Origin of the sequence: Pseudoalteromonas sp. K222D, from assembly GCF_017653575.1 — a bacterium.
Classification (GTDB): domain Bacteria; phylum Pseudomonadota; class Gammaproteobacteria; order Enterobacterales; family Alteromonadaceae; genus Pseudoalteromonas; species Pseudoalteromonas nigrifaciens.
The window spans coordinates 1-14,998 of record NZ_JAGGDL010000058.1 but is presented as its reverse complement, the minus strand read 5'-3'; the positions used below and the strand labels follow the sequence as shown (position 1 = coordinate 14,998).

Below are 14,998 nucleotides of genomic sequence, written 5' to 3'. Positions count from 1 at the left end.
TTTACTGAGGTCTACTGACAGACAAAAAAGTGATCGGCTTGAATGGTATTGAGCGATCGGCATCATGGTATTACGCAGCTAAAATCATTTAATATAAAAACAAAAGCCTGAGTACGCTCAGGCTTTTTTTATAGCTCACAAATATAAAACACTCCAATACCGATTCTATTTTATTTGTTTTGGTTAGCTTAGATCTTGAAGATTCGTCCATGTATGAGCCTAATTGCCATTAAAATTTAACACTCAACTTACTTATCCTGACGATAAAAATATTTCGTTATCTTTTATTTCAAATTCGATTAAAAATCAGCATACCAACAGAGTTGTTCTGGCTTGGGTACACTTGTTTTAAATAACAATTGTCATAACATTTTTTAGGAATAAACAAATGAACAAAGCATTGCTAGCATTAATCGTAGCACCTCTATTTGCACTGTCTGCACTTAATGTGGTTGCAGAAGATGCGGCGGACGCTTCAGCTGAAACAGTTAAAGAATACACAGAAATGTGTGTTAACTGGGCTAAAGATGACGACGTAAGCAATGAAGAGCTTTATGGCTATGTATTAAAGTGCGTGAATGATGAACTTGTATCAGAAGGCTACAAAAAAGTCTCTGCTGTAAAAATTTAATTCAATTTATTGTCTAATTAAGTCTATTGCTAATACAGCCGTTGCGAACACTTTTAATTAGATATAAAAAAACCGGAATCGACACTCAAAGTGTATTCCGGTTTTTTATTGCTTTCAAAAAGAGAAAAATTAAATACTTATATTAGTATTATTTATTCATCATCTTTTTTAGTTTTTGCTTTAGCCTTAGTTTTAGCAGGCGTTTTTTTAGCAGCTGCTTTCTTTTTGGGTGCTGCTTTTTTCTTCGCTTCTTCAACCCACTTACCCGCAACATAATGCGCAGTCCAACCGGTCGCTTTACCGTCGACTTCGGTCATTACATACTGCTCTTTATTTTTACGGCTGTAGCGTACAACAGCTAAGTTTCCATCTGGATCTTGTGCTGGTGCATCGGCTAAGTAATAAAACTTAGGTGAAATACGGTCTCTAAAGCGTTGTAACTCTTCAACCTTAGGCGCACGTGTTTCGCGAGATTTAGGGAAGGTATTTGCAGCCAAGAAAATACCTGCTGCGCCATCACGTAAAACAAAATACGCATCTGACTTTTCACATTCTAATTCGGTAATGTGAACAGGGTCTTCTTTTGGCGGCGCAGCTTCGCCGTTTTTAAGTAACTTACGGGTATTTTTACACTCATCGTTATTACAACCAAAGTACTTACCAAAACGTCCCGATTTTAATTCCATATCCGCGCCACACTTATCACATTCAATAAGTGGCCCGTCATAGCCTTTAATTTTAAACGTGCCCTGCTCAACTACATGGCCACTACATGCTGGGTTATTACCACATACATGTAATTTACGGGTTTCGTCGATTAGATATGAATCCATTGCCGTTTCACAAATTGGGCAACGTTTCATTTGCATTAATGTTTCGGTTTCAAGATCTTCTGCATCGGCACTGTCTGTGGCAACGGCTTCATCGCCCGATACTAAGTTCATCGTTGTTGTACAACGCTCTTTTGGTGGCAAGTTATAACCAGTACACCCTAAGAACACACCAGTAGATGCGGTACGGATACCCATTTTACGGCTACAAGTCGGACATTCAATATCAGTTTCGACCATTTCATTAAGACGCATTCCGCCATTTTCAGGCTCGTCTTTCGCAACTGTTAATTGCGTTGAAAAGTCGGCATAAAACTTATCGAGTACTTCGGTCCAAATGCGCTCGCCTTCGGCGATATCATCTAAACGACCTTCCATTTTGGCGGTAAAGTCAAAGTTCATTAAGTCTTCAAAATTTTCTACTAAGCGGTCGGTAACTATTTCACCCATTTTTTCAGCGAAGAAACGACGGTTTTCAACCCGTACATAACCACGATCTTGAATAGTAGAAATAATAGATGCATAAGTAGATGGGCGGCCAATACCACGTTTTTCAAGCTCTTTTACTAAACTCGCTTCGCTAAAACGCGCTGGCGGTTTAGTGAAGTGTTGCTTAGGATCAAGCTCGATTAACGTTAATGTTTCGCCTACTGTTACTGCAGGTAAAGACTGATCTTCTTCGTTCTTTTTACGAATAGCAGGCTGTACTTTAGTCCAACCATCAAAGCGTAGAACACGGCCTTTGGCTTTTAGTTGGAAGTCGTTTGCTGCTACCGTTAATGTCGTTAAGTCGTATTCTGCAGGCACCATTTGGCACGCTACAAATTGACGCCAAATTAGCTCATATAGTTTTTTAGCATCGGCATCAACCCCTTCAATATGACCCGAAAGCACAGTTACACTTGATGGGCGAATTGCTTCATGCGCCTCTTGTGCATTGCCTTTTGAACTATAATTAATAGGATCTTTAGGTAAGTATTTTTCACCAAATTGCTCTGTTACATATTCGCGACACATAGCAACCGCATCTTTTGACAGATTAGTTGAGTCGGTACGCATATAGGTAATGTAACCGCCTTCGTACAAGCGCTGCGCTAGCATCATGGTTTTTTTAACGCCATAGCCTAAACGTGTACTGGCTGCTTGTTGCATAGTTGAGGTGATTAAAGGCGCACTTGGGCGACTTTTACTTGGTTTTTCGTCAACGCTTATAACTTTGTATTCTGCATTCTCAAGGCTTTTAACTGCTGCGCTAGCCTGAGCTTCATTTACAGGCTTAAATGGCTTGCCTGCTTGTTTGGCTACTTCTAAGCGTAACTCTGACTCTGCATTTTTAACATCAGCATGAATATCCCAAAATTCTTCAGGTATAAACGCTTTAATTTCGCGTTCACGCTCAACGAGTAAGCGCACTGCTACCGATTGTACGCGTCCAGCCGAAAGTCCACGTGCCACTTTTGCCCACAGTAAGGGCGATACCATAAAACCAACAACACGGTCTAAAAAGCGACGTGTTTGCTGTGCATATACCATATCGGTATTAAGCTCACCGGGTGTTTCGAATGCTTGCTGAATTGCGTTTTTTGTAATTTCGTTAAAAACCACACGCTTATATTTTGCAGGCTCACCGCCAATAATTTCTTGAAGGTGCCAAGCAATTGCTTCCCCTTCTCTATCCAAATCCGTTGCGAGGTATATTTGGTCAGCGTTTTCGGCAAGCTTTTTAAGCTCTTGTACTACCTTTTCTTTTCCTGGCAGTATTTCGTAATGTGGTTCCCAGCCTTTATCAGGGTCAATACCCATACGCGCGACTAAGTTAGAATAGTCTCGTTGCTTTTTATACGCTGCTTTCTCTTCAGGTGGTAATTTACGCACTTCAGCCGGCGTTTTAGTCGCTGGCACTTTGTTTTTTCCAGAACCTGAAGTAGGTAAATCTCGCACGTGTCCAATACTGGACTTTACGATGAAGTCATTACCTAAATATTTATTAATTGTTTTAGCCTTAGCAGGTGACTCTACAATTACTAGCGATTTGCCCATAGTTGCCTATTTCTAACCAAGTTTTTTAAAATGTGTTTAGCCGACATAAGCGGCACGAATATTTATAGGTATATCTACAAACACTAATTGTTACAAGCTTTTAATACAAACTTTTCAGTTTTAAGCGAATAAACGAACAATTTCTGAGTTTAATTTAAACAAACAGGTGTTTTTAGAGTAATTGATGGGGAATATATAGAATAGAAACAAAAAATGCCAACCTTATGGTTGGCATTTTTTTAAAACAGCATCAAATTACAGTTTTTTGTCATGTAATATTGTTATTGAAGTAGAGGAAACTAATCCAGATGTTGCTGTTGTAGTAATAGTTAAATTACCACTTACAACACTATTTTTGTCCTCTACTAATACTCTTGAGATGCCAAATGACAAGTTAATAGGTCTGATACTTGTCGTATTCGGGAAAACGTAATCAGTTGTGCCTGATAACTTCCCTTCTTCTGAAGTGATTTTTACAGTTGTTTCTACTGGTAATGGATTATTATAAATATCAGCGATATAAACTGTCGCGCTAGCACTTGTAACACCGGTTGCTTCGGTCAAATCAATTTGTGAAATTTGACACATTTTAGCGCTTGTTAAATCATTCGGTACTCTGCGAATCACTGGGCTTGCAGGGTCACTATTCACATGCACTTCAGACGCTGTTACTCCCGGTATTGCAGCGCAATCGTTGGCAAAAGTAACAACTCTGAAAAATGCAGCATCACCAGACATAACAATTTCTTGGTTTTGGAATACATTAACTAGGTCGCGACTACACAAGTTAATAGCAACATCTTCTGGCCTACATAATAAACCATTGTACATACTGTTACCTGTTGTCCACAGTCCATCATTATCAAAGTCTATAAACTCTTCAAATTCATCACCTTTAGAATTATTTACCGAACAATGATCTGCTGGTGCATTACAATCTTTACCGCCATAAGTACCATCTTCATTATTATCAATAAATGCCTCTGGAATATCAAAGAGCTCACTAAAAAAGTCTTGGCTATCGAAGTACCCATTACCATTTAGATCTGAGAATGTTTCTTCACCTATAGCATAAGCAAGCACTGTTGCTCTGCCGCCTAAAGGTAGATCAACACTGTAGTCATTATTCAAAATACCTAATGGACACGGCAAGCCTCTATCACACTTCTGTGCAATTGTATTTTCATACATAGCATTAGTGAATGGACGAGGGTTACTGCTACGCCATGTTACAGAGCAAGCGCCATTTGAAGTCGTGCAACTTGGCTCTATAACACCACCTTCAGTAATAAAGCTTACAGCGGTACCATCGGGTACAGGGTTATTGAAATGATCTGCTAGTCTTGCATTAACAGTCACCTCACTGCCGTCAACATTAAGCCCATGTACGTTAAAAATAGAACGTGATAACGAAAAGCTATTTTGATCTGCAATCCCAGTACTCACTATTAAAACATCAGAAGGTGCTGTAACGGTTACTGTTTCACTATTTATTTTTTCTTCACTTGAAGCGAGTACTTTTACCGGGGTAGGTATTACCCCCGACTGCACAACAGTATAAACTTCGCCATTAATATTGGTAAACCCTGAGGTTTGACCTAGTTTTAATCCACCTACTGTTGTGGATAGTTTAAAGTTTACTGTTCTTGACGCTAATGGATTACCATTTTCATCTATCAGTTTAAAATGCACTTCAGAGCTTTCTTTACGGTTCGCCCCACCTGTACCTTTTAATGAAATAATAGGCTCTGTTACCTTTACAAACTCTATATAACCAACATTTGCAGCAGATACATTCAGTGTTGTAGTACCTGATACGGTATTACCACCAGTAATTACCGTAGCCGTAACAACATCAGGACCTATACACCCTTGCGCTCTATAAGTTGATCTCGCTACACCACCAATACTTGTTACTAATTTATCAATAACAGCTAAACCAGCATCAACACACCCGGAAGAAAACTCAACTTCTAACGGTAATAGATATGCTGTGTTATTTTTAGTTAAGTCTACAGAGATTAGCGCAGTTGAACCTGCTGCAAGTACTTCATTTACAGCTAAAGAACTCGCTACAGCAATATCAATATCAACTGCTGCAATTTGAAATGCTTTAGTAAGGTTGCTATTTAAAACAGATACGGTAATTTCACCGGCACCAACATCTCGGCCAGGGATTATATCTAGCAAAGCGATACCGTTTTCATCAGTGATCGCGGTTCCCGTATTTGGTGAAATTGAGCCAATCGTGGTAGTTGCAGTAACTAACGTTTGTGCTAGCGCTGTAGTCGAGTCTTTCTTATTTACCTGTATATAAAGAATCCCTACAGAATCACCTGAGATACTGGCAGTTTCTTCACACGAGTTTACATTTCTGATTGTTTTAAAGTCTGAGGGGCAATTTTTTAATATGCTAAAACTTATATCTGCACTGCTTTGATTAGGATCGATAGCATCGCCACGAGTATAAAAACCTAATTTAGCTTCAACAGCCTCAAACTGTGCTGTAACAATGCCTGCACCTTCAACAGTCCCAGAAGTAAGATTTAGTTTTGCAACTCCCTCTGCATCAGTTAAGGCAGTACCAGAACTCGGTAATAAGCTCCCTAAAGTTGAGCTAAATGTTACAACTTTACCTACAGCAGGCATGCCGTTTACATCTAAAATGGTCGCCTCAACCAAACCACTATCAGTTGCGCTAATTTCACTTATTTGTGTTAAATTTGTAGAAGATAGTAAACTTAAATCTATAGTGAAATCATTAGATGTACCAGGAGGAGGCGCATCACCTTTAGATGTATAAGTGAAAGAATTCGAATCAAATGCAGTATTTTCGTCAAGCTTATAAGTAGCAGAAATTATACCAGCACCTGCCTCAATGCCTGTTAGTAAGTCTACTTTTGCGATACCTTCAGCATCTGTCATTGCGGTACCGTTTGATGGATTGATTTTACCAAAGCCCGACAAATCAAATTGAATTAATTGATATGCACTTGGTTGTCCATCTACTAATAACTTTGCTTGTGCTACTGCTGGATGTTCAAAATCAACCATTCTTGTTTCTGTGCCATCTGAAGCTATTAAATTAACTGTTAGCTGTGCTTTTTCAACAATAACTGCTTCAAAGTCAAATGGTTCAGATGAGTAAGTTTGTCCTTGATTGATGTAGCGAACAACTACACTTGAAGCTCCGGCTACATTACCAGAGGTTAACTCAATTTGAGCTACACCTGAATTATCTGTTAACACACTTCCAGATTCTGGATTCAAAGCACCTATATTTCCATCAAGAGCAAAAGTCACGCTTTTACCAGTTACAGGAGCACCAATATCATCAAGTACAGTGGCTTTTAAATCTAGTGCTTCTAAACTGGTTACAGTATTTGATTGAGCACCTGTTTCTTTTGAATAACCTTGAATACTCAACGTATAAGCAACTTGATCGCCACTTGATTGAAATGAAAATGTATCTTTATAACTCACACCATTGATTGTATACGATGCAGTAACTTCACCTGCTCCGGCTTTTTCTCCTGCTGTAAGCTTTATTACTGCAATACCTGTATTGTCTGTAATAGCTGTTCCTGATGTAGGATTTAGCTTGCCAATATCATCCACTAAGCTAAACACGACGCGCTCACCAGTAACTGCCTTACCTTCTTTAGTCAGTATCGCATGCAAATCTAATGGCTGCTCAGCGGTTACACTATTAGATTCACTACCATCTAATTTAGAGTACCCTTTTAAAAGCAATTTATAAGCTTCTTGGCCACCAGTAGATTGAAATGAAAATGTATCACTATACGTTACACCATTTATTGTATAACTGGCAGTGACTCCACCTGCTCCGGCTTCCTCTCCTGCACCAAGTTCTATCTTAGCAATACCAGTGTTATCTGTGATAGCTGTTCCTGATGTAGGATTTAGCTTGCCGATACTGTCTGCTAAGGTGAAAGTAATACGCTCTCCTGTAACAGCAATACCTTCTTTAGTTAACGTTGCATGTAAATTTAAAGGCGAACCTGCAGAAACAGTGTTTGATTTACTTCCGTCTGCTTGTGAAAACCCTTCTAAAGATAAAATAAATAAACTTGTATCATTACCCCCTGCATCTCCTGCAGACTCGAATGCAAATTGACTAGTATACGTTTCTCCATCAACTGTATAGCTTGCAGTAACAACACCAGCCCCTTTTACTGTACCAGCGGTAAGGTCTAATGTTGCAATACCATCGCCTTTTGTTAATGCACTACCAGAGCTAGGGTTCAATACACCTACTTCATCTGCAAGCGTAAAAATAACTCTTGCACCATTCACTGCAGAGCCATCTTTTTCAAGCTTTGCTTTGAGCTCTATAGCTGAGTTTGCAGACACTCTATTTGATTTACTACCATCAGATTTTGAGAAGCCCTCTAATGATAAAGTAAATAAATTTGAACCACTGCCATCCGCATCCCCTGCAGACTCGAATGAAAACTGGCTAGAATACGTAGCGCCGTTAACTGTATAACTAGCAGTAACAACACCAGCTCCTTTTACTGTACCCGCGGTAAGATCTAATGTTGCAATACCGTCGTCTTTTGTTAACGCACTACCAGAGCTAGGGTTTAATACACCAACTTCATCTGCCAATGTAAAAGTAACTCTTGCGCCAGTTACTGCAGAGCCATCTTTTTCAAGTTTGGCTTTGAGTTCAATTACTGAACTTGCAGACACTCTATTTGATTTACTACCATCTGACTTTGAATAGCCTTCTAATGCTAAAGAAAATAAGCTTGGATCATTAATATCAGCATCCCCTGCTGACTCGAAATCAAACTGACTAGTATATGTTTCGCCATCAACTGTATAACTAGCAGTAACAGCTCCAGCTCCTTTTACGGTGCCTGCAGTTAATTCTATGTTCGCAACACCATCATCTTTTGTTAAAGCGCTGCCAGAGTTTGGGTTCAATACCCCTACATCATCTGATAATGTAAAAGTGATTCTTGCGCCACTAACTGGTACGCCATTTTTAACAAGTTTAGCCCGTAAATCTAGCGCAGAGGCTGCTGTAACAGTATTCGATGCACTGCCATCCTCTTGGGAGTAGCCTTGAAGTGTAACGGCGTAGGTGGGTACATCAGGTGTTGTTCCTCCGTTACCATCACCTATACTGCCCTCCTTTTCAAGTGAGCCACCACCACCACAAGCTGTGATAAAAAAGCTGAGCATCATAATGCTTAGCAGTCGTGTTAAAGGCATAAACCTCTCCCTAGCGTTATTATTATTAACTTTGTATTGTTTACCTCATGTTAACCTATAACTTAGTCTAAAATCACAGTTTTTTGATACTTTCTTTGATAAAAAAATTTAAATTATTAATAAATTTTTCTGTATAAATATTTACATGCTGGTAGGCTGTGCCAAATTTATAAAAAATAGATTGGAAATATGTCGAAAATACGTTCAATGAGCTTAACAACTCGCATAATGATAGGCATGGCATTAGGTATTGCCGTAGGCTTTTTATTTCAAGCTATATTAGCTGGTGAAGACGATTACCTAATACCACTTGGGTTATTCTCTTTGCCAATTAAAGCTTTTTTTGTTGATGGAATTTTTCACATTGGTGGGCAAATATTTATTGCCAGCTTAAAAATGCTGGTTGTTCCTTTAGTATTTGTATCTTTAGTGTGTGGCACATGTAGCTTAAGCGATCCTAAAAAATTAGGCAGTTTGGGCGGTAAATCAATTGGTTTATATTTAATTACCACAGCCTTAGCTATTACTCTGGCTATTACTTTGGCTTTACTGTTTAGCCCAGGCGTGGGTATTGACCTGCCAACAGATGCAAGTTACGACGTATCTGAGGCACCTACCTTAGCGCGCGTTATTATAGATATGTTCCCAACCAACCCTTTTGAAGCTATGGCAAAAGGTAATATGCTACAAGTTATTGTATTCGCATTACTGTTTGGTATTGCTATGGCACTTAGTGGTAATGCTGGAAAACGCGTAGCCGTTGTTTTTGAAGACCTAAATACGGTAATTTTAAAACTAGTTACTTTGTTAATGAACGTTGCGCCTTACGGGGTGTTTTTCTTAATGGCAAAGTTATTTACCACCATAGAGTTAAACTTAATTGTTAGCTTGGCTAAGTACTTTTTTGTAGTGGTTGCCGCTTTACTATTACATGCGTTTGTAAATTACAGTTTGTTATTAAAACTATTAACGGGTTTAAACCCTGTAACTTTTTTAAAGAAAATGAAACACGCTTGTTTATTTGGTTTTAGTACTTCAAGTTCAAGTGCAACTATGCCAATTACTCTTGAAACAGCCACTAAAAAACTCGGCGTTAATAACTCTGTTGCTTCATTTACTATTCCGCTAGGTGCAACCATAAACATGGATGGCACTGCCATTATGCAAGGGGTTGCCACTGTATTTATTGCACAAGTGTTTAGTGTTGATTTAACCATTTCTGATTACTTAATGGTAATTTTAACGGCTACGTTAGCGTCAGTTGGCACAGCCGGCGTACCGGGTGTTGGCTTAATTATGTTAGCTATGGTACTTAATCAAGTAGGCCTACCGGTAGAGGGTATTGCAATAATTATTGGTGTAGATAGATTACTAGATATGACCCGCACTGCAGTTAACATTACGGGTGACTGTATGGTTACCTGTGTGGTTGCTAAGTCTGAAGGTCAGTTAGATGAGTCTATTTATAATGACCCTAATGCAGCGAAAGATTTAGAAAACATAAGTAAACCTATGAGTTAATAAATAACTTCGCATTAAAAAAACCCTTGATTAGTTCAAGGGTTTTTTATTGGCCAAAGCTAATTAAGCTTAAAGTAATCCACTATTTATGGGTTTAATGATTTAAACTTAGAAACTAAATTAACCCCGGCCTTATTAACTGCACTACTAAAACCAAGTGCTAACTTGTCACTTAAACCTTTTTTAATCTTATATTTAATCTTATAAATTTGGCGCTCATCTTGTTGTTCAAGCAAGGCATCATCACTGGTTTTTATAACATCCACTAAGCCTTTCTCAATTGCTTGAGTTGCAAACCAATGCTCACCTGTAGCCACTGAGCTTATATCTAAACTTGGGCGCTGTGTGCTTACGAAAGTTTTGAATATACCATGAGTTTGCTCAATTTCCTCACGAAATTTTTCACGCGCTTTATCAGTATTTTCGCCAAATAAAGTAAGGGTGCGTTTAAACTCCCCTGCGGTTATTTGCTCAAATTCCACATCGTTTTTCTTTAATATTTTATTAAAGTTAGGTATCTGCGCTATTACGCCAATCGAGCCTACAATAGCAAATGGCGCTGCAATAATTTCATCAGCAACACAGGCCATCATATAACCACCGCTTGCTGCCACTTTATCTATAGCAACACTCAAAGGTATACCTGCATTTTTAATGCGCTGTAACTGTGAAGCTGCCAGCCCATAACCATGAACTACCCCACCACCACTTTCTAAACGAATCAGTACTTTATCTTTGCTCGCATCAGCAATAGAAATAATAGCGGTTATTTCCTCTCTTAAACTCTCTACTTCATGTGCATCCATACTGCCTATAAAATCAACCACATATAATCGTGGTTTTGGCTCTTTATTGTCATTTTTTTTATTGTCTGCCTTAAGCTTTTTTTGATGTGCTTTAAGTTCTTTTTTACCTAAAGTATTGTGTAAAAAGCTTTGTTTAATATTATCTAGTTGTTCAGATATATTATCTATTTGTATTTCACCCTTTTTAGCTTTTGGCTTAACTGCCGCACCAACTATCAGCATTAAAATAATGGCTATAGCAATAACAAAAGTAACCGTTTTAGCGAAAAACAAACCGTATTCGTATAAAAATTCCAACACTTTTCTCCATTTATAAATTTCAGCTAATTTAGCATGCTTTTTAACAAAAAAAAGCCACTAAACAGTGGCTTTGGTTACTTAATTGCGTTGTAAGCTATTAATCGGTCACAACATCACTATTTGTAATTAACAACAAGCGACCACGAGCGGCTAAGTAAGTTGCAATTTGCAATTGCATTTCAGAGTTAGCAGCTAAGCTACCTGCAGCATCCGAACCCGCCTCTTCGCTAGGCGCTGGTGTTAATACTGAACCATGATGCCCTTTAGTAAATTTAACTAAATAGCTAGACGGCGTGGCACTAGGTGCTTGTGAGGTGCTCACTGTTTCTAAGCCCATAAAGTTGGCCAGTGGTAAACTACCTGCAAGCGGATTGCTAGCAACACTTGGAGGAATAACTTGATCTGACTTATTGCCTGCGCCATCACCCACTACCACGTTCATATATACAGGCGTTTCGAGTGCTTTAACGGTTGCGGCATAATTAGTTGGGTCGCCACTATCTAGTGCAGTTTGCGCTGCAAAAGCAAATTGTGTCATTACGCCTTTAATATTTGCCAGCTTACCCGTTTCGCCAGCCATAGTTAAAGCCGTTGCATATTCGGTGTAACCACATGATAGGAAGTCTTGCATATTTGGCAGTAACACACCGCAGTTAGAAATTGCATCACCTTGTAAAAATGCATTAAATTCAGTGGCTTCGGTTGTACCTGCTTGTGATAACACCGAGCCTTGAATAAATGGGCCAAACGCAGGTGATTCTAGTAAGAAACTGGCAATACCACCGCCACCACTTGCAAGTGCCACTGTATTAACGTTAAACAGTGGGTCAAGTGTTTCAGCCATTGGGCTATTTGCTTGGGCAATAAACGCCGGCGCTACAATTGAACCCAGTGAGTGACCAACATAAGTCACATCTTTACTGTTTATAGTTGTATCATTAATAAAGTTTAGGCCAAGACGCAAGCCTAATAAGTCGGCGCTTGATTGACGTAAACTATCACGGGCAACAAGCAGTGAGCTTAGGTTCATATAACTAAGTACCGAACCTGTGGTTGCATTAAAATCATCGATACCGTCTGCATCTACGTCAATTCCTCGCTCGCCATGGCGCGGGTGATCAATTGCAATTGTGGCAAAACCCTGAATAGAAAGCTGCGCCGTTAATGTCAACATAGTTTCTTTATTAGTAGTAATACCGTGCTGCATAATAACTACAGGCCAGCCACTTTCAGGCATAGCAATAGGTGCTAATTGTAAACTTGCGCGCACACCATTAATTATAGGCAAAATAGGTTTAGTCACTTGCACTGGCACATTGGCCATACTTTGCACTTTAGGAATTGAATTATATTTGGTTAAATGACGCGTGCTATCTAACCCTAAATCACGTAATTTACCACCGCTTAATGCGGCACATGCGCCGTCATTTTCACTAATTGGATCGGTAGGAAATGCAGCACCTGCTTGTGCTTTATAACCCAATACAGCAACTGCGTTATCACACATGCCTTGCCAATAAGTGTCGTTTAAATCGCTAATTTCTTTACCTGTAGGCGTACCTAAATACATAGGCAACATAATGCTACCTTTTTGGTATTGCACACCTTTAAAGGCGTCACTAACAGTAACACCTTGTGATTGAAATACTTGCTGTACATTTACCATTGGCTGAGTAGGTACAGTAATTGCTGGTGTCGGTAAATTTGGATTTTGCAGGCTCGCTGCTAATAACTTTTTAATTGTACCAAGCACAGGGCCTGCCGATTGCATGGTCATTGCAGCAGAAAAAATAATTTCATCTTTAGTAATATTGCCTGAACTAACAACAACATTTTCGTAGCTATTAACAGCCCCCTGTAGCGCTAGTTGCGATGGCGTAATTAACGGCGCTTCTTGTTTTACTGTAGCGTAAGTAGATGACGGCTCAATAGCACGCCCTTGTGAGTCTTTAAGCTCTGTGGTTAATACATTAATATAAGAGCTGCCGGCTTTAAATGGCTTAAGTGGAATAACCGCCACCGCATCACCAGATGCTTGGGTGATAAAGTCAACACCAAATTGCAACTCACCTACTAGTTTACAAGCAGCACCTGCAGGTGCTTGTGAGCATTGTTCATCGGTTAAACTTGCTCCCATTATTACTTCAAAAATACGTACTGAACCTGGTGTACCTGCAGAGGTGGCATCTAGGCTTACATTTGGTGGGAAAGTTAAATCTATTTTAAAAGGAACTTGAGTAGACCAGCCATCAAGCGCACCTAGTGCAAGTTGAGGGTTAGCATAAGCAGCACGAGGAATAGACACATTAGCGTCATTTAACTCCCCAGGAATATTTAAAGTACCATCTTGGGTACCGCTCATTAATAAATCATTGGGTACAGATATAACCCCATTAGCGGGATCAAACTTTACCGTCGCCTTTGGGATAACTGTAACCGAATCGTTTTTAACATCTTCTAGCGTTTCTCCGCCGCCACAACCTGCAAGAGCAGCTGTAACCGAGAGTGAGAGTAGCATTTTTTTCATATTGTTGGCTCCGCACATATCTTATTTTTATAGTGTGTTTATTAAGTATATTAAGTTAAAACAATGTAATCAGTTTATTAATGAGACATTAGACCAGTTAAACTTAACGTAAACTTTCTACTTTCGCCACCTAAATTTACAATAAATTCGATTACTTAATGTTTTGCTATGTTAAAATCAAAAAAAATTCATCCATGGGTACATTTATGAACACCTATCAAGCTGCTGAAAATGCACTTAAAGATAAAGTTATTTTAATCACCGGCGCAGGTGATGGAATTGGCCGAGTAGCTGCAATTACATACGCTAAATACGGCGCAACTGTTATTTTATTAGGCAAAACAACTAATAAACTAGAATGTGTTTATGATGAGATTGTTAAAGCAGGTTATCCACAACCGGCAATAGTCCCTATGGATTTAAAAGGCGCAACTAAGCAAAACTACCGCGATCTGGCTGCCACGATAGAGTCTCAATTTGGCTGCCTTGATGGCTTATTAAATAACGCGGGCATTTTAGGCACGTTAGGGCCACTTGAGCACTTTTGCTCGTCAACCTTTGAAAACATAATGAAGGTTAATGTCACCGCGCAAGCTATGATCACTAAAGCGCTGTTTCCGGTACTGCGCAAATCTAAAAATGCATCTGTAGTATTTACATCATCTGGCGTGGGCCGTAAAGGTCGCGAATTTTGGGGGCCTTATGCTATTTCGAAATTTGCTGTAGAGGGCATGATGCAAACATGGGCATGTGAAGTCGGTAAAACCAATATACGTATTAATTGTATTAACCCTGGTGCTACACGCACTTCAATGCGCGCTAGTGCTTATCCTGGTGAAGACCGAGATAAACTTGCAACACCTGAAGACTTAATGCCTACTTACTTATATTTAATGAGTGATGATTCGAGTAATGTGAATGGCGAGTCGCTTGACGCTCAAGTAAAAAAATAGCTATTACTCTAATGTAGATACAAAAAAGCCGCTCAAAATTTTGAGCGGCTTTTTTAATGCCTAACTAATTTAACCTGAACTCTGGTTAAGAGATTTACTAACATATTGAATCATCGTTATATTTAATTTTATTTTCTCTAGCCAGA

7 protein-coding genes are annotated in these 14,998 nt (G+C 39.2%); 3 read left to right on the top strand and 4 right to left on the bottom strand.

What is annotated here, in order from left to right; genetic code table 11:
- Window positions 1-388 precede the first annotated feature (388 nt).
- Window positions 389-631: a hypothetical protein gene (locus J5X91_RS17145; RefSeq protein WP_011328030.1), complete on the top strand. Its 243-nt coding sequence runs from the start codon at window positions 389-391 to the stop codon at window positions 629-631.
- Between the two features lie 152 nt (window positions 632-783).
- On the opposite strand, the gene topA is transcribed toward J5X91_RS17145, so the two are convergent.
- Complete coding sequence (topA, locus tag J5X91_RS17140) at window positions 784-3,501, bottom strand: type I DNA topoisomerase (protein ID WP_208835289.1); 2,718 nt, start codon at window positions 3,499-3,501, stop codon at window positions 784-786.
- A 255-nt stretch (window positions 3,502-3,756) separates the two neighbouring features.
- Window positions 3,757-8,745, bottom strand: coding sequence for an Ig-like domain-containing protein (locus J5X91_RS17135; RefSeq protein ID WP_244363926.1), 4,989 nt, complete (start codon window positions 8,743-8,745; stop codon window positions 3,757-3,759).
- A gap of 189 nt (window positions 8,746-8,934) precedes the next feature.
- Here J5X91_RS17135 and J5X91_RS17130 point away from each other — a divergent pair, with 189 nt between their 5' ends.
- Window positions 8,935-10,266: a dicarboxylate/amino acid:cation symporter gene (locus tag J5X91_RS17130; RefSeq protein WP_058373270.1), complete on the top strand. Its 1,332-nt coding sequence runs from the start codon at window positions 8,935-8,937 to the stop codon at window positions 10,264-10,266.
- Window positions 10,267-10,352: 86 nt separating this feature from the next.
- Here the strand turns inward: J5X91_RS17130 and sohB are convergent, their stop codons facing one another.
- Both sohB and J5X91_RS17120 read right to left on the bottom strand, forming a co-directional pair.
- Window positions 10,353-11,369: a protease SohB gene (sohB, locus tag J5X91_RS17125; RefSeq protein WP_208835290.1), complete on the bottom strand. Its 1,017-nt coding sequence runs from the start codon at window positions 11,367-11,369 to the stop codon at window positions 10,353-10,355.
- A gap of 100 nt (window positions 11,370-11,469) precedes the next feature.
- Window positions 11,470-13,899, bottom strand: coding sequence for a VolA/Pla-1 family phospholipase (locus J5X91_RS17120; protein ID WP_208835288.1), 2,430 nt, complete (start codon window positions 13,897-13,899; stop codon window positions 11,470-11,472).
- A 206-nt stretch (window positions 13,900-14,105) separates the two neighbouring features.
- On the opposite strand from J5X91_RS17120, the gene J5X91_RS17115 reads away from it, so the two are divergent.
- A complete protein-coding gene (locus tag J5X91_RS17115; RefSeq protein ID WP_011328024.1) occupies window positions 14,106-14,852 on the top strand; it encodes a YciK family oxidoreductase in 747 nt (248 codons plus the stop codon).
- The last annotated feature ends 146 nt before the right edge of the window (window positions 14,853-14,998 follow it).